Origin of the sequence: Flavobacterium aureirubrum (genome assembly GCF_038739835.1) — a bacterium.
In the GTDB taxonomy this organism is placed as follows: Bacteria; Bacteroidota; Bacteroidia; order Flavobacteriales; family Flavobacteriaceae; genus Flavobacterium; species Flavobacterium aureirubrum.
Genome location: NZ_JBCGDO010000013.1, coordinates 28,032 through 49,947 on the forward strand (window position 1 = coordinate 28,032; position 21,916 = coordinate 49,947).

General features: G+C 33.1%; 19 protein-coding genes. 9 read left to right on the forward strand and 10 right to left on the reverse strand.

Translation table 11 applies throughout. The features are described 5' to 3' along the window. Window positions 1–9: 9 nt before the first annotated feature. From WFZ85_RS10315 to WFZ85_RS10325, 3 genes are read right to left on the reverse strand one after another with little or no spacing between them, the layout of a single operon-like run. Complete coding sequence (locus WFZ85_RS10315; protein WP_342696219.1) at window positions 10–3,168, reverse strand: UvrD-helicase domain-containing protein; 3,159 nt, start codon at window positions 3,166–3,168, stop codon at window positions 10–12. Window positions 3,169–3,174: 6 nt separating this feature from the next. After that, entirely contained in the window at window positions 3,175–3,789 is a 615-nt protein-coding gene (locus WFZ85_RS10320) for a hypothetical protein (RefSeq protein ID WP_342696220.1), read from the reverse strand. Then, window positions 3,786–4,325, reverse strand: a complete 540-nt coding sequence (locus WFZ85_RS10325; RefSeq protein WP_342696221.1) for a GNAT family N-acetyltransferase — start codon at window positions 4,323–4,325, stop codon at window positions 3,786–3,788. Before WFZ85_RS10325 ends, WFZ85_RS10320 begins: the two co-directional genes overlap by 4 nt. A gap of 102 nt (window positions 4,326–4,427) precedes the next feature. Here WFZ85_RS10325 and WFZ85_RS10330 point away from each other — a divergent pair, with 102 nt between their 5' ends. Continuing rightward, complete coding sequence (locus WFZ85_RS10330; protein ID WP_342696222.1) at window positions 4,428–5,633, forward strand: MFS transporter; 1,206 nt, start codon at window positions 4,428–4,430, stop codon at window positions 5,631–5,633. Between the two features lie 83 nt (window positions 5,634–5,716). Further along, the gene (locus WFZ85_RS10335) at window positions 5,717–6,325 is read left to right on the forward strand and encodes a superoxide dismutase (RefSeq protein WP_187656445.1); all 609 of its coding nucleotides are present in this window, start codon (window positions 5,717–5,719) and stop codon (window positions 6,323–6,325) included. Between the two features lie 411 nt (window positions 6,326–6,736). On the opposite strand, the gene WFZ85_RS10340 is transcribed toward WFZ85_RS10335, so the two are convergent. From WFZ85_RS10340 to WFZ85_RS10350, 3 genes are all read right to left on the reverse strand, one after another. Next, window positions 6,737–8,635 carry an amidophosphoribosyltransferase gene (locus tag WFZ85_RS10340; protein WP_342696223.1) on the reverse strand — a complete coding sequence of 633 codons (1,899 nt, stop codon included), beginning with the start codon at window positions 8,633–8,635 and terminating at the stop codon, window positions 6,737–6,739. 137 nt (window positions 8,636–8,772) lie between these two features. Continuing rightward, on the reverse strand, window positions 8,773–9,699 hold the full coding sequence (locus tag WFZ85_RS10345; protein ID WP_342696224.1) for a PfkB family carbohydrate kinase: 927 nt from the start codon (window positions 9,697–9,699) through the stop codon (window positions 8,773–8,775). A 95-nt stretch (window positions 9,700–9,794) separates the two neighbouring features. After that, window positions 9,795–11,519, reverse strand: a complete 1,725-nt coding sequence (locus WFZ85_RS10350; protein ID WP_342696225.1) for a hypothetical protein — start codon at window positions 11,517–11,519, stop codon at window positions 9,795–9,797. A gap of 140 nt (window positions 11,520–11,659) precedes the next feature. Here WFZ85_RS10350 and WFZ85_RS10355 point away from each other — a divergent pair, with 140 nt between their 5' ends. Further along, a complete protein-coding gene (locus WFZ85_RS10355; protein WP_342696226.1) occupies window positions 11,660–12,133 on the forward strand; it encodes a regulatory protein RecX in 474 nt (157 codons plus the stop codon). Between the two features lie 32 nt (window positions 12,134–12,165). On the opposite strand, the gene rnhA is transcribed toward WFZ85_RS10355, so the two are convergent. Genes rnhA through purN form a run of 3 tightly spaced genes read right to left on the reverse strand, consistent with a single transcriptional unit; the run spans window position 12,166 to window position 13,805 of the window. Next, the gene (gene rnhA / locus WFZ85_RS10360; RefSeq protein WP_342696227.1) at window positions 12,166–12,645 is read right to left on the reverse strand and encodes a ribonuclease HI; all 480 of its coding nucleotides are present in this window, start codon (window positions 12,643–12,645) and stop codon (window positions 12,166–12,168) included. Between the two features lie 3 nt (window positions 12,646–12,648). Next, window positions 12,649–13,242, reverse strand: coding sequence for a hypothetical protein (locus WFZ85_RS10365; RefSeq protein WP_342696228.1), 594 nt, complete (start codon window positions 13,240–13,242; stop codon window positions 12,649–12,651). Between the two features lie 2 nt (window positions 13,243–13,244). Continuing rightward, on the reverse strand, window positions 13,245–13,805 hold the full coding sequence (gene purN / locus WFZ85_RS10370; protein WP_342696229.1) for a phosphoribosylglycinamide formyltransferase: 561 nt from the start codon (window positions 13,803–13,805) through the stop codon (window positions 13,245–13,247). 173 nt (window positions 13,806–13,978) lie between these two features. Here purN and WFZ85_RS10375 point away from each other — a divergent pair, with 173 nt between their 5' ends. The 6 genes from WFZ85_RS10375 to WFZ85_RS10400 all read left to right on the forward strand — a co-directional run bounded on the left by WFZ85_RS10375 (window position 13,979) and on the right by WFZ85_RS10400 (window position 19,205). Further along, window positions 13,979–14,215: an acyl carrier protein gene (locus WFZ85_RS10375; RefSeq protein WP_007137004.1), complete on the forward strand. Its 237-nt coding sequence runs from the start codon at window positions 13,979–13,981 to the stop codon at window positions 14,213–14,215. Between the two features lie 170 nt (window positions 14,216–14,385). After that, the gene (gene fabF, locus WFZ85_RS10380) at window positions 14,386–15,639 is read left to right on the forward strand and encodes a beta-ketoacyl-ACP synthase II (RefSeq protein WP_342696230.1); all 1,254 of its coding nucleotides are present in this window, start codon (window positions 14,386–14,388) and stop codon (window positions 15,637–15,639) included. Between the two features lie 6 nt (window positions 15,640–15,645). Then, window positions 15,646–16,389 (forward strand): ribonuclease III, encoded by a 744-nt coding sequence (gene rnc / locus WFZ85_RS10385; RefSeq protein ID WP_342696231.1) that lies wholly within the window; start codon window positions 15,646–15,648, stop codon window positions 16,387–16,389. A 112-nt stretch (window positions 16,390–16,501) separates the two neighbouring features. Further along, entirely contained in the window at window positions 16,502–16,990 is a 489-nt protein-coding gene (locus tag WFZ85_RS10390) for an IPExxxVDY family protein (RefSeq protein WP_342696232.1), read from the forward strand. 5 nt (window positions 16,991–16,995) lie between these two features. Next, window positions 16,996–18,426 carry a pyruvate kinase gene (pyk, locus tag WFZ85_RS10395; RefSeq protein WP_342696233.1) on the forward strand — a complete coding sequence of 477 codons (1,431 nt, stop codon included), beginning with the start codon at window positions 16,996–16,998 and terminating at the stop codon, window positions 18,424–18,426. Between the two features lie 23 nt (window positions 18,427–18,449). Continuing rightward, window positions 18,450–19,205 (forward strand): Bax inhibitor-1/YccA family protein, encoded by a 756-nt coding sequence (locus WFZ85_RS10400; protein WP_342696234.1) that lies wholly within the window; start codon window positions 18,450–18,452, stop codon window positions 19,203–19,205. A 57-nt stretch (window positions 19,206–19,262) separates the two neighbouring features. Here the strand turns inward: WFZ85_RS10400 and WFZ85_RS10405 are convergent, their stop codons facing one another. After that, window positions 19,263–21,914: a TonB-dependent receptor gene (locus tag WFZ85_RS10405; protein ID WP_342696235.1), complete on the reverse strand. Its 2,652-nt coding sequence runs from the start codon at window positions 21,912–21,914 to the stop codon at window positions 19,263–19,265. Between the last annotated feature and the right edge of the window lie 2 nt (window positions 21,915–21,916).

Below are 21,916 nucleotides of genomic sequence, written 5' to 3' on the forward strand. Positions count from 1 at the left end.
ATTTTCAGTTCACAAATTTACCACTTCCAGCGTTTCGCCAATGTAAACCAGTGCTTTTTTCGTTACTCGATAGTTCATTTTTTCAATGGCTTCTTGATAATTCTCTAATTGTTTGGTGTATTTTGACTGATGTGAACCCGTTTTATAATCCAATAAATAAATTTCGTTAGTTGAAGTCAAAACCATTCGGTCGGGTTTTATCAAATTGCCTTCTTTTTGAATGATGGTTTTTTCATTAAGAATTACATTTTCTTCTTCAAAAAAATCAATCAAATCGGGATGATTTATAATTTCGATGATGGTTTTTTCTACAGTTTCTCGCTGCGAAGCGATAATCAAACCGTTTTCAATGGCTTTGGTCAATGCTAAATCCACATCGTTTTGGGTTTTTACAAACGACAGAATTTCGTGCAAAATGTTTCCATATTCAATGGCTTTTTGTTGGGTTGTGTTCCACATTAAGCTTTCGCGCTGGGCAATTTTGATGTTTTTTGGATTTAAAATATCTGTGAGTTGCGGAATAATTTTAGAACTGTCTTCAAATGGTTTTTCCTTCGAAATTCTTTTGTCGTTTCCAAAGTCGTATTCGAGCTTAGTTTCATCAAATTGATGTTGAGAAATCAAAAATTTGATAAAAAACGATGCCATATTGTTAGGATATTCACCCGAAGTTTTGCTGATGCTTTGCATTTCCGAAATGATGTGCAATTGTTCTTCGGCACGCGTTAACGCTACATACAAAACGTTTACATTATCGAGTAAATCTTCCTGTGTTTTTTGTTTGTAAATCAACGAAGCCGTTTCGCCAAAATTTTCTACGGCTGCCGTTTTTGAAACTAATGCTTTAGGTAAACCAACCATTTCTTCATCTGCAGTAATCCAAATTTTTTCGCCTTTGTTTTGCGAATAATTTTCGGAAGCAAAAGGAAAAATCACCACTGGAAATTCCAGTCCTTTCGATTTATGAATGGTCATAATTCGGATAGCATCGTTGCCTTCGGGTGAAGGAATGCTGACTTTTTCTTTTTGGGTTTCCCAATAATTCAGAAAATCCGAAATTCCGGCTTGACTTTTTAAATCGCGTTCTAAAACAATATCTAGAAAATATTGAACGTAGGCATTTCTTTTTTCTACCGAAATAGCTTTGGAAATGATCAATTCCACGGCTTCGTAAAGCGATTTTTTTCGGATGTTGGCAAATGAAATTTCGATATTAAAATCAAGAAGCCATTTTTGGAAATCAACTTCTTGTTTTTGTTCCATTCCGTTTGAAATAAAGTCGTGAACGGCAATGTTTTCTTTGTTTTTTTGTGCCAAATAATATAAAAAATGGGCTTTGGCTTCGAGATTATTTTTATTTTTCAGATAATTTAAAAAATGTATAATAAACTGAATTTCAGAAGATGAACCCAGCAATAAACTTTCAGAAGACAAAATCGGAATGCCTTTTTCGGTTAAAAAATTGGCAATTGCTGTTCCAGGTTTTTTATTTCGAGTAAGAATGACAATGTCTTTGTTGGCAAAACCGTTTGACTTTGCTTTTTCAATGGTTTTTAACGTTGCTTCCAAAAATAAATCTTCTCTTTCGATGATGTCTTCTCCAAGATTTTCGGTATTTTTTTCTTTTTTTGGTAAAAACGAAACATGAACAAAACCGCCAATTTTGTCGTTCGTTTTTTGAAAACTATGATTGGCATACAAATCTTTGTAATCTTCATTCGAGAATTCATTCGACAAGAAATGGAAGAAATCGTTGTTGAAATCGATAATTTGCGAAAAGCTTCGGTAGTTTCGTTCGAGAGAAAACAGCTTTTTATCTGGATTTACAAATGGATTTTTACCTTTACTCAATTCGATAAATTGTTCGGCTTTTCCGCCACGCCAACGATAAATGGACTGTTTTGGATCGCCAACAATCATCAGCGAACCTTGTTCACCATTTTCTTCGCTCGCCAAAGCGTTGTCGATTAACGGAATGAGGTTTTGCCATTGCATTTCCGACGTATCTTGAAATTCATCGATGAAAAAATGACGGTATTTTTCGCCCAAACGTTCATAAATAAAAGGCGCAGGTTGATTTTGAATTTGTTCGTTGATTAATTTATTAAATTCTGAAATCGAAAGAATATTTTGTTCCTTTTGGATTTTGGTCAATTCGTTGCTCAAGGTGTTCAACAACGAAAGTGGCGTTATGTTTTTTAAGAAAGCTTCGTAAAAATTTTTCTTTTCAAATTTGGTATAAATTGTTGCTAAAATCGACAATAAATCGGGAATGATGCTTTCAATAATTTCTCTATCAAAAGCTTTACTATTTATTTTTATATCCTCAAACTCGTGATACGTTTTGTTATTTGGATTGAATTTTTTCTCCTGAATACTAGCCAAATGTTTTGGAAAATATCCGCCAGAAAACGATTTTAAATCAATGCCGTTGCTTTCGATTAAAGTTAATGCTTCAATGGCTAAATTGGCACATTCGTTTTCTAATTCGTCACAAAGTTCGGTGAGTTTCTTTTTGATAATGATGAAATCTTCGATTTTTTTGTTCTGAAAATGCGTGATTTCTTCGCGATTGTTTTCGTTTAAAATTAGTTTTCCCGTTTCCATAATTTCCCGAGAAACGTCCCAAGATTTGTCGTCATCGGTTTTTTCCATGGTGAAATCTACGAGTAAATTGGTCAGTGTTTCATCGTTTCCAGCTTGGGCAATAATTGCATCTACGGCTTCATTCAAAAGGTTTTCGGTATCGAGCGAAACATCAAAAGTTATCGGTAAATTCAAATCATGCGCAAAAGCACGAATGACTTTGTGCGTAAATTTATCAATGGTCGAAATGTCAAACGAAGCGTAATTATGGATTAGATTTTTGATGATGTTTTTGGCTTTTTCTTTAATGGTTGCCGAGCTTAAACCAGTTTCCAATTGTATATTTTGCATTAATTGAACTGCTTTTTCTGAAGGATTTTCTTTGGCAAACTCCGAAAGACTTTCCACCACGCGACTTTTCATTTCGTGAACCGCTTTGTTGGTAAACGTAATGGCGAGAATGTTTCGATAGGCATCGGGTTTTTTGGACAAGAGAATAATTTTGAGGTATTCTTTTACCAAAGTATAGGTTTTTCCAGAACCTGCAGATGCGTCGTAGATGGAGAAAGCGGTTTTTTGCATTTATTCTTAGCTTCTAAGTTTTCTGTTTTTCTTCAATAGAAGAATCAATAACAATATTAACAATCCTGATAAAGAGTAAATAATCATTTCATAATCTTTTGATTTTTTATCAAAGGAACCTTTCATCAAATCTTTTTCTTTTTCGAACTTATTCTTGAATGCAACTATTTTTATTTGATTTTCTTCTTTTTCAGCTTCAATTTTTAATTTTTTCAACTCTTCTAATTCAGATTTTTTTATTCTGTCTATCAGTTCTGTTCTCGAACACATTGAGCACGAAAGCAAATCATTTGACGAATTGGCGTAAATTAAATAGACTTTGCCTAATATAAAATTGTAATCACAACTTCCTACATTAGAACTTACAATTGTTCTAAATTTTCTTTTTGTCAATTTATAAAAATCATCCTTAAAACTTTCAAGTATTTCAACTGTATAAAAATTAATTTTTTGTCCACTTTCGTCATAATTTGAACCATCTATTTTAATGATTTTACCAATAAATATTTGATCCGCTTCTGAAAAGTTGTATTTAATAGATGGTTTTTCAGAACAACTACAGCCATAACTTTTGTTTGAAACAAATAAAATTAATAGAATAAAAACAATAATCTTTTTCATAATGTTTCGCTTTTCTGTATCAAATAAACAAAATTCAATTTACTGTCTTCGCCGTAATATTCCACTTCAAATTCATCGATTTTGATGGCACCAATTTTTTCGATGGCTTTTTGAGAACGAATGTTGAAAGCACCAATATGAAAATAAACTTTGTCCACATGTTCAAAAGCGTAGTCTAGCATTAGTTTCTTCAATGATTTGTTGTAATCATTTCCCCAAAATTTTCGTCCGATGAACGTGTAACCAATTAATACCGAAGTCTCGGTAGAATTTTCATCTTCATTGTAATCATAAAAACGACTGCTTCCAACAACTTCGTTGGTTTTACTGTCACGAATTAAAAATGCACCGCCTGAAAGCATTGCACCTTCAAAAAAATTCTGAAAAACAGCACGTTGATACCGCAGTTTGTTTGGATGTTGTTCCCAAAGTAGTTCATCATTGGCAACAGCATATAATTCTTCAAAATCATTTTCCTGCAAAGGGGAAAGCGAAATGAAATTGTTTTTCAGATGATTGGGCTGCAAATCAAACATTCTGCGATAGTTTTTATTTATGCTACTAAAGTAGGTATTTAATCCTTTATTAAGAAAAAGGAATTTTTCTATGCGTAGTTTTGTGCGATAAAAAAATGCTTTTTGAAAAGAAATGAAATTATAATAGTGGCGTTAATGGCGTTACTGAATTTTACTCACATTCTCGATTTTATGATTATGATGCCATTGGGAAATATTTTGATGCCCAAATGGAGTTTAACCACGTCAGAGTTTGCTGTGATTGTTTCGAGTTATTCGTTGTCGGCTTTTGTGAGTAGTTTTTGCGCTATTTTCTTTGCTGATAAATTTGATAGAAAAAAACTTTTATTGTTTGCTTACTCTGGATTTTTGCTAGGAACGTTTGCTTGTGCTTTTGCTTTTGGAACTTATTCGATGATAGTGGCACGAATTGTAACCGGAATTTTCGGTGGATTAATTAGCGCACAAATTTTAAGCATCATTGCCGATGTTATTCCTTATGAACGTCGTGGTCGCGCAATGGGAATGTTGATGGGTGGATTTGCTTTGGCTTCGGTTATTGGTGTTCCGTTTGGATTGTATTTAGCCAATACGTATGATTGGCATTATCCGTTTTTGGTAGTTGCTATTTTCGGCGTATTGTTGTTGCCATTTTTATTCAAATTTGTTCCGAATGTCAATTCGCATTTGGAAAATCCGATAAAATTAAAAGAACGAATTTCCAATTTTTATGATATTTTCAGTAATAAAGCTCAAGTTACAGCGTTGATTTTTAGTTTTTCATTGATAACCGGACATTTTATTATCGTTCCGTTGATTAATCCCTATTTAGTTTATAATGTTGGCGTACCTCAAGAATATACACCGTTAATTTATTTGGTTGGCGGAATTTGTTCGCTGATTTCGGCACAAATTATTGGCAAATTGGCAGATAGTTTTGGCAAACGAATAGTTTTTGTTTGGGCAGCTTTAATTTCTATAGTATTTGTGGTTTTAATAACTAATATGCCACATTGGCAACTGTTTGTTGTGTTAGGAATTTTTGGATTTTGGTTCAGTTCCTCAACAGGAAGAACGGTTCCTGGACAAGCCATGATTACACAAGCGGTAACAAGTCAAACACGTGGAAGTTTTATGAGTTTGAATTCCTGCGTACAATCGCTCGGAACCGGATTTGCTTCCTTGTTGAGTGGTTGGATTACCTATAGCGATTCCAAATTTGCGATTCACAATTATAATTATTTGGGATATATCAGCGTTGTGTTGATACTTTTGTGCGTAATGATTTCTTATCGATTAGAGCGAAAATTGCAGCAAGTAGAAATATAAGATACTTTAATATTTTTATAACATAAAACAATTTATAATTCTTAAATTTGACAATCGAATACTAATTTAAAAAAACACTAATTATGGCTTTTGAATTACCACAATTACCTTATGCATACGATGCATTAGAACCACATATTGATGCAAGAACGATGGAAATTCATCATTCAAAACATCATAATGCTTATACAACCAATCTAAATGCAGCGATTGCTGGAACTGATTTAGAAGGATTGACCATTGAAAACATCTTAATCAATTTGGATATGAAAAACGCTGCAGTTAGAAATAATGGCGGTGGTTTTTATAATCACAATTTGTTCTGGAGAGTGATGGCACCAAATGGTGGCGGATTACCAACAGGCGAATTATTAGAAGCGATTGAAAGAGATTTCAAATCGTTTGACGAATTTAAAGCGCAGTTTGCCAAAGCTGGTGCAACTCGTTTTGGTTCAGGTTGGGCTTGGCTATGTGTTCACAAAGGCGGAAAACTAGAAGTTTGTTCAACAGCAAATCAAGACAATCCATTAATGCCAGATACGGCTTGTGGTGGTTTTCCAATTTTAGGAATGGATGTTTGGGAGCATGCTTACTATCTCAACTATCAAAACCGTCGTCCTGATTACATAGAAGCTTTTTTTAATGTGATTAACTGGACAGAAGTAGCGAGATTGTATGCTACTGAGAAATAAGAATTAATTCTTAAATAAAATAACCGATTGTGAAAGCAGTCGGTTTTTTTGTGATTGGTATAAAATGAAACAGGCGGAATTGCTTCCACCTGTTTGCCCCAAATCTACCATAAACTTAACCTACACTAAATATTATGGTAAGACAAAAATAGGTACATCATTTTAATTATTTTAATTATTTTAATAATAATATAGAGAAATATCGCAAAATATTTATTAATTAACTGATTTTCATATTAATATAAAATAAAAAAGGTGAAAATTTCTTTTCACCTTTTTTGCCCCAAATCTACCATAAACTTAACCTACTAATGCTATGGTAAAGCAAAGATAAATGCATCATCAATTTTTAAACAAATATTTTAGATGAAGTGCATTAATAATCGTTTAACTTCATCAAATGTTAATATTTTAGTACGCACGTGCGTCTTTTCCCTCATAAAAGTTTATAAATGCTTTGTTTACAACTCTATTTCCACCTGGAGTTGGATAATTTCCTGTAAAATACCAATCACCTAAATTTTTTGGACAAGCAATATGTAAATTTTCAACGGTTTGATAAATTATTTTCACTTCTGCTTTTATTTCTTCAGGATGTAAAAGCGTTGCTATTTTAGTCGAAATTTCTTCATCTGTAAATGGTGCATAAATTTCTTTTACGTAATTAATCACTTCGCTGTCTTTTGTTTTCTCTTGCGCTTTACATTTTTTATACACTTCATCAATCACGTTAGTCATTTTCTTTTCTTTAAGTAATGATATGGCTGCTTGAAAAGCAACAAAACCATCCAATGTTGACATATCAATTCCATAACAATCCGGATAGCGAATTTGTGGCGCAGATGAAACTACAACGATACGTTTAGGACTCAATCTATCCATCATTTTTAGAATACTTTTCTTTAAAGTAGTACCGCGAACAATACTATCATCAATGATAACTAAATTGTCAGTTGGCTTGATAACGCCATAGGTAACATCGTAAACATGAGCAACTAAATCGTCACGACTGCTGTCTTCGGTGATGAACGTTCGAAGTTTAACATCTTTAATGGCTATTTTTTCTGTTCTGATTTTAACAGAAAGTATTTCTTCTAGTTTTTCTTTGGTTAATGTTTTTCTATTATCCAAAATAAATTTGTTTTTTCTTTGATTTAGAAAATCATTAGCAGCTTCAATCATTCCATAAAAAGAAGTTTCGGCAGTATTTGGAATATAGGAGAAAACAGTGTTGTCTGTATCGTTTTCAATGGCGTTTAAAACCTCTGGCAAAATTAGTTTTCCTAGTTCTTTTCGTTCCTGATAAATTTCGGCATCGCTTCCGCGAGAAAAATAAATACGTTCAAACGAACAAGCTTTTTTAACGGTTGGTGTAATGATTTCCTGCTCGGAAACGGTTCCATTTTTCTTAATGATTAACGCATTTCCTGGTAGAAGTTCTTGTACTTTTTCAAAAGGAACATTAAAAACGGTCTGTATCACTGGTCTTTCTGAAGCTACCACTACAATTTCATCGTCTTCATAAAAATAGGCTGGTCGAATTCCCGCAGGATCACGGAAAACGAAACTATCACCATGACCTAACAATCCGGCCATAGCATAACCGCCATCCCAACCTTTAGAAGCACGTTTTAAAATTTTTGCAATATCGAGTTTTTCAGCAATCACTGGTGAAGCTTCTCTTTTTGATAAACCATTATTTTTACATTCTTGATACAAATCAGTTACTTCGTCGTCAAGGAAATGTCCAATTTTTTCCATAATGGTAACTGTGTCCGCCATTTCTTTTGGATGTTGGCCTAATTCAACTAAACTATTGAAAAGTTCCGTTACGTTGGTCATATTAAAATTCCCAGCTACGATGAGGTTTCTATGCATCCAATTATTTTGACGTAAAAAAGGATGAACGCTTTCGATACTGTTTTTCCCAAATGTACCATAGCGAACGTGTCCAAGAAACAATTCGCCGATATAAGGAATGTTGTCTTTTTGAAGTTGCACATCATTATTGTATTCCGGATGCAACGTCAGTTCCTCGTTTATTCGTTCATTGATTTGCGCAAAAATATCTTGAATGGGTTGTGCTTTGTTAGAACGAACCCGACTGATGTATCTTTCTCCCGCTTCTACATCGAATTTAATTGAGGCAAAACCTGCACCATCTTGACCACGGTTGTGCTGCTTTTCCATGAGCAAATACATTTTTTGTACACCATAGAAAGCCGAACCATATTTTTCTTTGTAAAATTCTAATGGTTTTTTTAATCGAAGTAGTGCAATGCCACACTCGTGTTTAATTGCGTCGCTCATTGTTGTTGTGTTGTTGTTTAGTTGTGTAATAATTACCGCAAATTCGCAAATTAATTTTTCAATCTAAATTCAATAAAAAATTTGTGCATTTGCGGTTATTTTTAATAAAAAATGCCCCGAAATTTCGAGGCATAAAGTTATTGTAATTCTATTTCAAATTGTGTTAAAGCTTTGAATTGTTTCAAACGCTCGTTCACTTCTTCTTTGGTTAGTGACAGCATTCTTTCGGTTCCGAATTTCTCTACACAAAAAGAAGCTAAGTTGGAACCTTGGATAATTGCGGTTTTCATCGTTTCAAAAGAAATGTCACCTTGTTGGGTAATGAAACCTGCAAATCCACCAGCAAATGTATCTCCGGCACCAGTTGGGTCGAATACATCGGCCAAAGGTAGTGCTGGAGCAAAGAAAATATGTTCGTTATGGAAAATCAATGCACCGTGTTCACCTTTTTTAATCACTACGTATTTTGGACCCATAGAGTGGATTTTTGTTGCTGCTTTCACCAATGAATATTCTCCAGAAAGTTGGCGCGCTTCTTCATCGTTAATGGTGATTACATCAACTCGTTGGATTACTTCTAATAATTCAGGTAAGGCACAATCCATCCAAAAGTTCATTGTGTCTAAAACAACAAGCTTTGGTTTTTGTGTCATTTGGTTTAAAACACCTGCTTGAACAATAGGATGAAGGTTACCTAGCATTACCACATCGGCATTTTTGAAGTTTTCTGGAACGATTGGGTTGAAATCTGCCAATACGTTTAGCTCAGTGGCTAAAGTATCTCTCGAATTCATATCGTTATGGTAACGTCCACTCCAAAAGAAAGTTTTTCCGCCTTTTACGATTTCCAAACCAGAAACATCAATATTTCTTGCGGTTAATAAATCTATATATTCTTGAGGAAAATCATCTCCAACTACAGAAACAATTGCGGATTGCAGATTGAAATGGGAAGCAGATAATCCAATGAATGTTCCTGCGCCACCAAGGATTTTATCAGTCTTTCCGAAAGGTGTTTCAATAGCATCAAAAGCTACTGTTCCTACTATTAATAGTTTGTTCATTATTTGGGTTTCAAATTAAAGGTGCAAAGATAGGTTTTTAGTTTAAAAGTTTAAAATGGTTTTAAGGTTTAAAGTTACGGGTCAATCTAAGTTATTTACTTTTCATAAAACGTCCAATCATCGGTTAGTTTTGTAACTAATTTGAAATTGTTATTGTAATGGTCATCCCATTCTTTTGGATTTTCTGGATTGTATTCGGAAACTATAAAATTTCCATTGTCAATAATAAAACCATTAGGGTTATTAAACATGAAAGCCATTTTTTTAACCATGGCGTCACTATTATAATCACAGGATTTATCGATATAAAGATTGCCTTTATAAATATGGAAACAAGCTCCATGAAAATTTCTGTGTGTATTACTTCTTTTAAGGTCAAATTCCAATGCTTTATTACTTTGTTCTAACAATTCATTGAGTTCGTTTAATCCTTTTGATTTTTGCTGAACAGCATGTCTAATGATAACACTAAACTCTGGTGACTGAATAAGAATAGTGTCATTTTTAGTAAAAGCACCAATTTTTTCTTCAGATGGATAACCTTCTTTTTTGAGTAAATCGATTAATTTATCAGTTACACGTTCCGTTGTTTCGTATAGAACAACTGGTTCTTTTCGGTTTTCTAATCCATAATCAGCTTGGTCTTCGTTAAGTAAATCGTTGACTTGTTTTTTCAGATTGGAGTTCCATTTAGTTTGAGACAATTTGCAAATGGAATCATATTTTTTGCTGAAACTTTTCCATTCAAGATTTTTTTTCAGGCCATTAAATATTTTTGAATTGAAATAAGGTAATTCAATTCCTTTCTTCGCAAGTTCTTCGCCCCAAATAAAAGCGTTTTTCATATCTCTTGACAAAACTGCTACCCGAATCGCATTATGAATATCTCGCGCAAAAAGAGTTGGATATTCTTTTGCTAAAAGCATGTAAGTTTCTTTAGCTTTAGCATATTGTCTGGTCAAAATATAAGTTTCTGCTTTTTCAGTGAGTTGATAATATAGTGGTGTTTCTTTTTTGATTTGGTTTTTAGGGTCATTGACTTGAACATTGTTTTCAATGATTTTAACAAATCGTGGCGCATTTTTGTCTTTCTTTGGTGTGATTATTCCTTTTCTCTTTTGTTGTGCAAAAAACATCTCGCCAATATTGTAAAAATGAGTATAACAAGACAATTTACCAATGCTTAAAACCGAGTTTTTATCGACTTTGAAACGAACTTTAAACGGAGTCGAGCTAGGAAAGTTTTTCCTGAAATCTATTTTTTGGAACTCCAACGTGTTGAGTGTGTCCAAAATAAAACTTTCTTTTTTTTCTTCGCCTTGATAAGTAACTTTATAATCAACCATATTAAAGTTTCCAAAGCTTATAACGGCAAAGCTTTTTTTTAATTCTCCAACTGAAATTTCTACAGCATCAACAGGTGGTTTTCCTTTGAAGTCCATAGAATCCCATCCACCAGTAATTTGACCTTCAATTTCAGCAATACTGTCTGACATTGAAAAGGTGCATTTTTCAATTTTCACATTAGTATAATAAACATAATAATATTCAAAGAAATTAAAAGTCCTTTTATCTCTAGAGGCAAAATCAACTCCATAGTTTATAATTCCTTTATAGTCTGAAGGATCGAGATAATAGGAAGACGTGTCGTTTTCTGTTCTAAGATATAGAAAACTATTTTTTGTTCTTAAATCATATTTGTTTTCTTCAAATTTATAAGCGTTGAAGTCTTTTTGGGTAAATGTTTTAAGAGCTTTTTGTTGAATTTGTCCTAAACAATTTGTTGTTATTAGAGTTAGAATGAACAAAACTGATTTCATCAAGTAAAATTTTTATATTTATAGATAACGAATTTTTTTCAAAATAATTCTTTTAACGAGAAATTATTTCAAAATCTATGTGTCTGTTCCTAATTGTCTTGATTTTCGTTAGTTTTGTTTTCTAAAAGTTATAAAGCAAAATGTCTAATCTTTCATCGTTAGCCGAAGTTCAAAAAAAACTAGAATACTATTGTGTTTATCAGGACAGATGTCATCAAGAAGTAAAGCAAAAGTTGTTTGAACTTGGTGTTAATTCAAATGATATGGATACGATTGTGGTGCATTTGATTGAACATGATTTTCTTAACGAAGAACGTTTTGCTCGAAGTTTTGCCCGAGGCAAGCATCGCATCAAGTTTTGGGGTTTGAAACGAATTAAAAACGAATTGACGGCTCGAAATATTTCCTCGGCTAACATTAAATTGGGTTTAACAGAAATTAGTAATGAAGAATATCAAGCTACGTTTGAAACTATTGCTGAACGAACTTGGAATTCAATTCTGGAAAGAAATGCTTTAAAGAAGCTCAAAAAGTTTTGTGATTACTTACTCCGAAAAGGTTGGGAAAGTGAAATGATTTATGAAAAAGTAAGAGAATTTGAAAATGCCAGATAATATTATTTTTATGTTTTTATTTTTTAGAAAAGTTAAAGTAATTTCTGCTCCTCATTTTCATAAAAACTATCTACCGATAAATTAGGTAATCCCGAAGCCATAACTGCCAACTGGTCACAGCGTTCGTTTTGCGGATGATTGTTGTGTCCTTTAATCCATTTAAAATCAACTTGATGCTGGCGATAAATTTTGAGAAACCGTATCCACAAATCGGGATTTTTTTTACCATTAAAATTTTTCTTTTCCCAACCAAAAACCCATTTCTTTTCTACACAGTCAACAACATATTTAGAGTCAGAAATGACCAAAACTTTCATGTTGGGTTGTTTTAGTTTTTCTAACCCAACAATAACAGCTAAAAGTTCCATTCTGTTATTTGTTGTGTGACGAAAACCTTCATAAAATTCTTTTTTATGTGGTGTTCCAACCAATTCCATAACTACGCCATAACCCCCGTTTCCGGGATTTCCTTTGGCTGCGCCGTCTGTGTAGATGTGGATTTGATGGGTCATTCTCTATTTGGTAAACTGTATACTTTGAAAAATTTCATCAAAGAGTTTTGAATTATCTTCTTTTCCAACTTGTTCAATAAAATTTAGTGAAACGTAAAAACCATCTAGGAGTATGTAATAACTGTTACTAACAATTTCGTATTCATTACCATTATTTTTCATAGTGAATTGCACTGCAAATTTCAAAGCATCTTTTCCTGAAACTTTTACTGCGATCGGTTTTTCGATAAATCTAAAATTATCTAATACTTTCATAGCATCTTTTGTAGACAACTCAGTTTCTTTCTTAAAACTTTCAATGGTTTTACTTTGTGTTACCATAGTTCTAACCTTGATTGTCGGAATAATTCCCGCGACTTTTTTTGGATTATACTTTGTATAAGTTACAAGGTGCTTTGTATTGGTCTTTAAAAGTTCTGTTACTTGTTCTTTAGTTAAATCATATTCTTCGAGGTTTTTCAAGGTCTCTTCATCCTTCATTTCATACCATTCTTTTGGAGAATTCATTGAAAAACCAATTTTTTTAATTTCAAATTTTTTCTGGCTAAAGCAGCTAAAATTGATAAATATGGCTAATGCGAGTAGATACTTTTTCATTTTTAGGTTATTAAATTACAAATTATTTTAGGGAAATATTTATGCTCGAGAGAGTGAATTTTATTGGCAATTTCTTCTGCAGTTTTGCAATCTTCGATATTTACTGATTTTTGAAAAATAAATTCACCTTCGTCGTAGTTTTCATTGACATAATGGATGGTGATGCCGGTTTCTATTTCGTGGTTGTTTAAAACCGCTTGATGAACATGCATACCATACATTCCTTTTCCACCATATTTTGGCAATAAAGCAGGATGTATATTTATTATTTTATTTGGATATTTTGCTATGATGTGTTCAGGGAATTTCCACAAAAATCCGGCTAAAACAATTAAATCAGGTTGTAATTCGATAATTTTTTTCAGTACAACTCCGTCATGAAGTTCTTCTTTGTTAAAGACAACTGTTGGTACATTATATTTAAGAGCTCTGTCTAAAACTTTGGCATTTATGTTATTACTAAAAACACTCACTACGATTACATCGTCATTGTTTTTAAAGTATTGGATTATATTTTCGACATTGGAACCCGAGCCTGAAGCAAAAAGCAAAATCTTTTTCATTAAAAATAAAATTAAGATACAAAAAAAGAATAAATACTTGAATTAAAAACCACTATAATAGAAGATTTTGAAATAATTTATTTATTTTCGTGGTCACATTTACTAACAAATAGGTTGTATTAAAATAAAGTTTTTTATTTTTGCCAACAATTTAAAATTTAAATCTAGAAATTATGTCAGACATTGCATCAAGAGTAAAAGCGATTATTGTAGACAAATTAGGCGTTGACGAAAACGAAGTTGTAACAGAAGCAAGCTTCACAAATGATTTAGGAGCTGATTCATTGGACACAGTTGAGCTAATCATGGAATTCGAAAAAGAATTTGATATTCAAATTCCAGACGATCAAGCAGAAAATATTGCTACCGTTGGTCAAGCTATTTCTTATATCGAAGAAGCTAAAAAATAATAATTAAATTTCCCGTGAAGAATTTCCTTTTTCACGGGTTTTTATTATTTAATAATGAAAAAAGATTGAATTTCAATCTCAAAAATAGTGAAATACCCTTGTTTCTTTAATGATTTATTTTGAAGAGTACATGGGTATTATTTGTTTAAATACAATTGAAAAATAATAGTATGGCATTAAAGCGAGTTGTAGTAACAGGTTTGGGCGCACTTACTCCTATTGGAAATAATATTGAGGAATATTGGAAGGCTCTCTTGAGTGGTAAAAGTGGCGCGGCTCCAATTACCTATTACGATACTGAAAAACATAAAACTAAGTTTGCTTGTGAAGTCAAAAACTTCAATATAGAAGATTTTATGGATCGAAAGGAAGCTAGAAGAATGGATAAATTTGCCCAGTATGCAATTGCTGCCAGCGAAGAAGCTATTAAAGATGCAGGAATTACAGCCGATAATGTCAATAAACACAGAGTAGGCGTAATTTGGGGTGCAGGAATTGGAGGATTAGAAACTTTTCAAGATGAAGTAATCAGTTATGCTCAAGGCGATGGAACGCCAAGATTCAATCCGTTTTTTATCCCAAAAATGATCGCTGATATTGCTCCAGCTCATATCTCGATGCGAAATGGTTTCATGGGACCAAATTATACTACCGTTTCAGCTTGTGCGTCATCTGCAAATGCATTGATTGATGCATTTAATTACATTAGACTTGGAATGTGTGATGTAATTATCTCTGGTGGATCAGAAGCTGCAGTCACCATTGCTGGAATGGGTGGATTTAACTCTATGCAAGCACTATCTACTAGAAATGACAGTCCAGAAACCGCATCAAGACCTTTTGATGCCACTCGTGACGGATTTGTTCTTGGTGAAGGCGCAGGTGCTTTAGTGTTGGAAGAATATGAACATGCAAAAGCACGTGGTGCAAAAATATATTGTGAAATTGGTGGAGGCGGAATGTCGTCTGACGCTTATCACTTAACAGCGCCACATCCAGAAGGTATCGGTGTAATTGCTGTAATGCAAAATTGCTTGAACGATGCAGGAATGAAACCAGAAGATGTAGACCACATTAATACTCACGGAACTTCAACGCCACTTGGAGACGTTGCCGAGTTGAAAGCAATAAGTGCTGTTTTTGGCGAACATGCAAAAACCATAAACATCAATTCTACAAAGTCAATGACGGGTCATTTACTTGGCGCGGCTGGAGCTATCGAAGCTATAGCCTCAATTCTTGCCATGAAATATGGAGTTGTTCCTCCAACGATAAATCATACCGTAGTTGATGAAAATATTGATCCAAGTTTAAACTTGACTTTAAACGTTGCTCAAAAAAGAGAAGTAAATGTCGCCATGAGTAATACATTTGGCTTTGGTGGTCATAACGCATGTGTTTTATTTAAAAAATTACAAGATTAATTTTAGATGAAAATTCTAAAAAATATATTTAAAAATTCCCGTTCAAATGAGGACGGGATTTTTTTTGGTGAAATTCAAAATATTATAGGTTTTAAGCCTAGTTCTATACAATATTATCAAAAGGCTTTTACGCATCGTTCTACCAATAAAATGGATTTCAAAGGAAATCCAATGAATTATGAACGATTAGAATTTTTAGGCGACGCTATGTTAAGTGCAGTAATTGCTGCTTATTTATACAATCAAGTGCCAACTGGTGATGAAGGATATTTAACAAAAATGCGTTCAAAAATTGTTAGTCGAGAGCATTTAAACGAACTAGGAAGGGATTTAAATTTAATTCGATTTGTAGAGAGTAAAGTACCCACACAACATTTTGGAGAAAATATCCATGGAAATATTTTTGAAGCTTTGATTGGCGCTATTTTTCTCGATAAGGGATATGATTACTGCCAAAAATTTATACATAAATGTGTCATCATTCCCTATGTAGATATAGCAAAATTAGAGGGCAAAGTAATAAGTTACAAAAGTTTGCTAATAGAATGGTGTCAAAAGGAAAAAAAATCATTCAATTATGATGTTTTTGATGATAACGGAATTGATGGACAAAAATATTTTGGAGTAAAATTAAGTATAGACAATAAGGTAATTTCTAAAGCAAGAGCAACTTCTAAAAAGAAAGCAGAAGAGAAAGCATCACAACGTGCTTATTTTGTATTTCAAGAAATGATAGATCATAAGCAATAGTTATTCACTTAGAAACTATATCGTTTTAGTTCACAAAATAAAGTTAACACAATATCCAATTAGCAAAAATTTATGATAGTTATAGTATATTTACAACTTATTACGGAGTGAAATGATTGTTCATAAAATCGGTTTTGACGATATTGAAAAAGCTATTTACTATTTAATAGCTATTCATACTTCACTAGAAGATTATCGATTAGCTTATTTTATTAATCAAATTTTACCGATAAATTTAAAAAAAAGTGAAAGCTGTATCCAAATTAAAAACAAGGAAGGAGAAACTCGATTGTCTAGATTTGAATATGAAGACGAAACCAAAAGCATTATGTGGAACTTGATACAGAATAAAAGCACTGTTATCAATACATCATCTAGAAATAATTTAGATTTATTTGCCAATAGCAATAGTAAATTTTCATCAAAGATTTATTTATTACCCGAATTTAAAAAAGTGGACTACTTTTTGAAAATAGATAATGACGATGACAATATGGATATTAAATCGATAGCAAATTTGATAAATAAAATAGATAGCGTAACCATAGTTTACAACATAGAATTAGAAACAATAAAATCAAAAAACAATTTAATTTTTTAAATACAATGCCAACAAAAAAGAAAACCAAAATTGTAGCTACACTAGGACCTGCTTGCAGTTCAAAAGAAGTTATTAAAAAAATGATAGATGCTGGAGTAAATGTATTTCGTATTAATTTTTCACACGCCGATTACACTGATGTTAAAGAGAGAATTGATATAATCAGAGAATTAAATGAAGAGTTTGGATATACCACAGCCATTTTAGGAGATTTACAAGGTCCGAAACTGCGCGTTGGTGTAATGAAGGAAGATGTAGTTGTAAATCCTGGAGATTTAATCACGTTTCAAACCGCAGAAGATATCCCTGGAACAGCAGAAAGGGTTTATATGAATTACAAAGAGTTTCCAAAAGATGTAAATCCTGGAGAAAAAATATTGCTCGATGACGGAAAATTAATGTTTGAAGCTTTAGAAACGAATAGAACCACAGAAGTTTTGTGTAAAGTAATTCAAGGTGGACCTTTGAAATCTAAAAAAGGAGTGAACTTACCTAACACAAAAGTTTCTTTGCCAGCTTTGACCAAAAAAGACATTAAAGATGCTCTTTTTGCTATTGAACAAAAGGTAGATTGGATAGCGCTTTCTTTTGTTAGAACGCCAGCCGATTTAGAAGAATTACAAGATTTAATAGCAAAACATTCTGATTATAAAATTCCGATTGTAGCTAAAATTGAAAAACCAGAAGCAGTTGAAAATATTGATAAAATTGTGGCCTTTTGCGATGGTTTAATGGTGGCGCGAGGTGATCTTGGTGTAGAAATTCCAGCGCATGAAGTTCCGTTAATTCAGAAAAAATTAATTCATCGAGCCAAAACAGCTCGTATTCCGGTAATTGTGGCTACACAAATGATGGAAACAATGATAACCAGTCTAACACCAACACGTGCTGAGGTAAACGATGTTGCTAATTCGGTAATGGATGGTGCTGATGCTGTGATGCTTTCTGGTGAGACATCTGTAGGGAATTATCCTGTAGAAGTAATAGAAAAAATGACACAAATTATCGAAGCGGTTGAAGACTCTCCTTTAATCAATGTGCCACAAAATCCGCCTCATGTTAGAACCAAAAGATATATCACAAAATCTATTTGTTATCACGCAGCTACAATGGCAAATGATATCAAAGCCAAAGCCATTTCGACTTTAACAAACAGTGGTTATACAGCTTTTCAAATTTCGGCATGGCGACCTAAATCACATATTTTAGTATATACATCAAACAAAAGAATACTAACTCAACTAAATCTACTTTGGGGTGTAAATACATTTTTTTACGATAAATTTGTAACTACAGACGACACCGTTGATGACATTAACGAGATTGCCAAAAATAAAGGATACGTAAAAAAAGGAGACATGTTAATCAATTTAGCCGCAATGCCTGTAGCCGAAAAAGGAATGGTGAATACATTGAGAATATCTGAAATAAACTAGTTTTTAATAATAAAACAAATATTATGAATTCAAATAATCCATTTTTTAAAACAAAGTCCTTTAAAGATAATAATGATGCAGTAAACAATGCGGTTATAATCGATTACAATGACACGATGACTGTTTCGGGAACAATAAATAAAAGTTTCCTAATGTTAATTTTGTTGATTGCCAGTGCAGCAATTACTTGGATAATGACCACAAGTGGTCAAAACCCAATAATTTTAACAATTGGTGGAGCGATTGTTGGCTTTATTTTGGTATTAATTGCAACTTTTAAACCACAGTATTCTACATTTTTAGCTCCAGGTTATGCTATTTTTGAAGGGTTGTTCATCGGTGGAATATCTGCTATTTTTGAAGTCATGTATCCAGGAATTGTGATACAAGCAGTAAGTTGCACCTTTGTAACATTTATGGTTTGTTTTGGTTTGTACAAGTATGAAATTGTAAAAGTTAACGAGAAATTTAGGTCAGTTGTAATTGCAGCAACTTTAGCTATAGCTACCTATTATTTAATTACTTGGTTATTAACCTTATTTACAAGTTTTCAGCCTGTTCATTACGGAAATTCGTTGATGAGTATTGGAATAAGTGTGGTTGTGATTGTAGTGGCAGCACTCAACTTGTTTCTAGATTTTGACCAAATAGAAAAAGGAGCACAGCAAAAAATGCCCAAGTATATGGAATGGTATGGTGCAATGGGATTAATGATTACGCTGGTTTGGTTGTATATTGAATTTCTACGATTGCTTTCTAAAATTTCTAGTAGAGATTAAATATTCTCACTCAATACTTTTTCAAACCAGTGCTGTTATAAAACTACACTGGTTTTTTTATAGCTTGTAGCTAATAGAAAACAGAAAAACTCTTGGCAAAATAAAGGTTTGCTGCTCACTAATCATAAAATCAGAAAACGAATAGTTATTTTTTGCCTTCAAATCAAATAGGTTGTTGATGGTAAATTCAAAACCAAAAGGACTATTTTTCTTTTGATAGCGCAACGAGGTGTTTGCCAATTCAAAATAATTGCTTTGATTACTATCGTTTGTGTTTTTTAGGTATTGATATTCTGCTTTGAATATCCAGTGCTTCAAAAATGTGGTTTCAAAATCGGAGTTAAATTCATCCGATTGGTAGTTGGAAACCGTCAAACCCTTAAACTGGCTATACCCTTTGGTATAGCCAATACTGAAATCGGGCCATTTTTTATAAGCCGTCTTTAGCGTAACACCAATATTTTGATTGTTTCTATCGTTGGTAGTAGTAACATCATTTAAGGTTTGGACATAATTAAACCAACTTAAATTAGTGTCCAATTTCAAATTAAACCGATAAATTCTTTTGCTCAAATAGCCACTTATTCTGTAATTAGTTTCGGGATTATCGGTTAAAATAGGTGTGTTGTATTGATTGATACCATCCAAAACAATTTCATTTCGAGTAGTTCTCACTTTTTTATTAAAACTAGCCATAGCATTCAAAATAATGCCCCGATACATATTCATTTTTGAATATCTCAGATTGGCGGAATGATAGCGTTCGTTTTCCAACAGTGCATTTCCTTTATAAACCGAATTATAACTCTGGAGTGTAAAGCGGTTTGCTAGCTGGTTTGCTTCTGGAAAATCATTTACTAGTCGGTAAGCAAAATTTAGTGTCTCAGATTTGTTGAATTCATAATCACTATTCCATTGCGGTTGAAACAAGGTTTTTGAAACAGTAAAATCACTATCTATTTGTTCGGTTTTTAAATGATACCAATGAAAATACAAACCTGGTTTATTAGTCCATTTCCCTATTTTGAATTTATATTCCAAGCCAATATAGGCATCGTTCAAATTATAATTAACATCGTTGCCAAAACCTGCGTTAGAAAAATCATTAACACTTCCATTGGTCAATAGTTGTTTTTCGGAAGTTTCAAAATTAGAATAACCGAAATTATTTCCTATAACCGAGTACAGATGATTGAAATTATTGATTATCCAATAATGTTTGAACAAGCCGTCAACGCTATTGTTCTTTACCTTTTTTATTTGTGCTATGCTGTAAGTAGCATCGGGTTGCAACGGAATTAATCCAGCCAAAAAGGGTTGATCAGTAAACCAAAGGTTTTCTGGCATATTGCTTTCATACGCTTGATTGACTACAAAAGTAGTGGTGTGTCTGTTGTTATAGCTTTTGTGCCATTCGATATATTGTTTTACACCTACATTATCGGCATTACTGATGGTTTCAAAGGTATTAGTCCCTAAATTGGTTATCGAGTTTATGGTATTAATTACATCGTTTGTGCTCGATTGGTATTGCGCATTGTAATACCATTTTTCTTCTTTACTTGGCGAATAGTCCAATTTGATGTTTCCAATACCCAATACAGATTTATCATCATTATTTTGTAGTTTGTTTTCAAATGCAACCGAGTTGTTTTGCAAATATTCATTAGTACTTTCCATTTTTGAAGCCATAAAGATTTTTGAAAAAATACCATAACCCGAAACCGATAGTTTAGGCGAAGCATCTATACTAAAATTGAGAGCACCAAATTGTGATTTGTTTTGCACCACATCAGTATTATCATTGGTAAACGAATAGAGATTGGTTAACGATTTTCTGCCCGTTAGAAAACTACTCACACCACCATCAAAACGCATCAAGTCCTCGAAGGTAAATGTGCTTCGCCCAATGTTGTTCCTATCGCCAATGAAGCTCACATTGGTTTTGGGCGAATAGTAAAACAAACCTGCGTGTGCTAAGTTGTATTCCTTGTTGCCAATTCCCGCTTCCAAATCGCCAAAGACAAACTTCTTTTTATCTTCTTTAAGCTTTACATTCATGGCAAGATCTTCGCTGTCTGACACTTGCTTCATAAAACCTACTTCGTTAAAATGGTCGATAACTTCTATTTTATCAAGCGCATCGGCAGGAATATTTTCTACAGCCAGTTTGCTCCCACCACCAAAAAAGGATTTTCCTTCCACCAGCATTTTAGTAACTTTTTTACCCTGCACAGTAACGTTTCCTTTTTTATCTACTTCTACACCGGGCAGTTTTTCCAGCACTTCTTTCATCTTCCTTTCGTTGCCGTTGGCAAATGCTTTGATGTCATAAGTAAGCGTGTCTTTTTTAACCACGATGGGTTTATACTCGTGCTTGATTATGATTTCTTTGAGGTTTTGTCCTGTGGCTTTTAGCTTAAAATTGTGAGTAGTGATGGAAGAGTTGGGTTCTATAATAAGCACTTGTTCTAGAAAACCAATGTAGGAAGCGGTGACTTCATATTTTACATTTTGGTCTAACTCCAACCTGTAACGCCCTTTGTTGTCGGCAATGGCAAATTTTAATTGTGCGTTTTCTTGCAAAGGTTTTGCTATAATATTAGCACTCTCGAGTGGGATATTTAAAGAATCAGAAACCACACCAGTAATAGTGTGGGATTGGGAGAAGGAAGTTATTGTAAAAAGAAGAAAAAGAAATCTAATCATTT

Excerpts from the sequence above, each read along its gene's own strand:
- WFZ85_RS10400 (WP_342696234.1), top strand. The coding sequence starts at position 18,450 with ATGAATTCAAATAATCCATTTTTTAAAACAAAGTCCTTTAAAGATAAT.
- purN (WP_342696229.1), bottom strand. The coding sequence starts at position 13,805 with ATGAAAAAGATTTTGCTTTTTGCTTCAGGCTCGGGTTCCAATGTCGAA.
- WFZ85_RS10320 (WP_342696220.1), bottom strand. The coding sequence starts at position 3,789 with ATGAAAAAGATTATTGTTTTTATTCTATTAATTTTATTTGTTTCAAAC.
- fabF (WP_342696230.1), top strand. The coding sequence starts at position 14,386 with ATGGCATTAAAGCGAGTTGTAGTAACAGGTTTGGGCGCACTTACTCCT.
- WFZ85_RS10355 (WP_342696226.1), top strand. The coding sequence starts at position 11,660 with ATGTCTAATCTTTCATCGTTAGCCGAAGTTCAAAAAAAACTAGAATAC.
- WFZ85_RS10375 (WP_007137004.1), top strand. The coding sequence starts at position 13,979 with ATGTCAGACATTGCATCAAGAGTAAAAGCGATTATTGTAGACAAATTA.
- WFZ85_RS10335 (WP_187656445.1), top strand. The coding sequence starts at position 5,717 with ATGGCTTTTGAATTACCACAATTACCTTATGCATACGATGCATTAGAA.
- rnc (WP_342696231.1), top strand. The coding sequence starts at position 15,646 with ATGAAAATTCTAAAAAATATATTTAAAAATTCCCGTTCAAATGAGGAC.
- WFZ85_RS10365 (WP_342696228.1), bottom strand. The coding sequence starts at position 13,242 with ATGAAAAAGTATCTACTCGCATTAGCCATATTTATCAATTTTAGCTGC.
- WFZ85_RS10345 (WP_342696224.1), bottom strand. The coding sequence starts at position 9,699 with ATGAACAAACTATTAATAGTAGGAACAGTAGCTTTTGATGCTATTGAA.
- WFZ85_RS10390 (WP_342696232.1), top strand. The coding sequence starts at position 16,502 with ATGATTGTTCATAAAATCGGTTTTGACGATATTGAAAAAGCTATTTAC.
- WFZ85_RS10325 (WP_342696221.1), bottom strand. The coding sequence starts at position 4,325 with ATGTTTGATTTGCAGCCCAATCATCTGAAAAACAATTTCATTTCGCTT.
- WFZ85_RS10315 (WP_342696219.1), bottom strand. The coding sequence starts at position 3,168 with ATGCAAAAAACCGCTTTCTCCATCTACGACGCATCTGCAGGTTCTGGA.
- WFZ85_RS10405 (WP_342696235.1), bottom strand. The coding sequence starts at position 21,914 with ATGATTAGATTTCTTTTTCTTCTTTTTACAATAACTTCCTTCTCCCAA.
- WFZ85_RS10350 (WP_342696225.1), bottom strand. The coding sequence starts at position 11,519 with ATGAAATCAGTTTTGTTCATTCTAACTCTAATAACAACAAATTGTTTA.
- rnhA (WP_342696227.1), bottom strand. The coding sequence starts at position 12,645 with ATGACCCATCAAATCCACATCTACACAGACGGCGCAGCCAAAGGAAAT.
- pyk (WP_342696233.1), top strand. The coding sequence starts at position 16,996 with ATGCCAACAAAAAAGAAAACCAAAATTGTAGCTACACTAGGACCTGCT.
- WFZ85_RS10340 (WP_342696223.1), bottom strand. The coding sequence starts at position 8,635 with ATGAGCGACGCAATTAAACACGAGTGTGGCATTGCACTACTTCGATTA.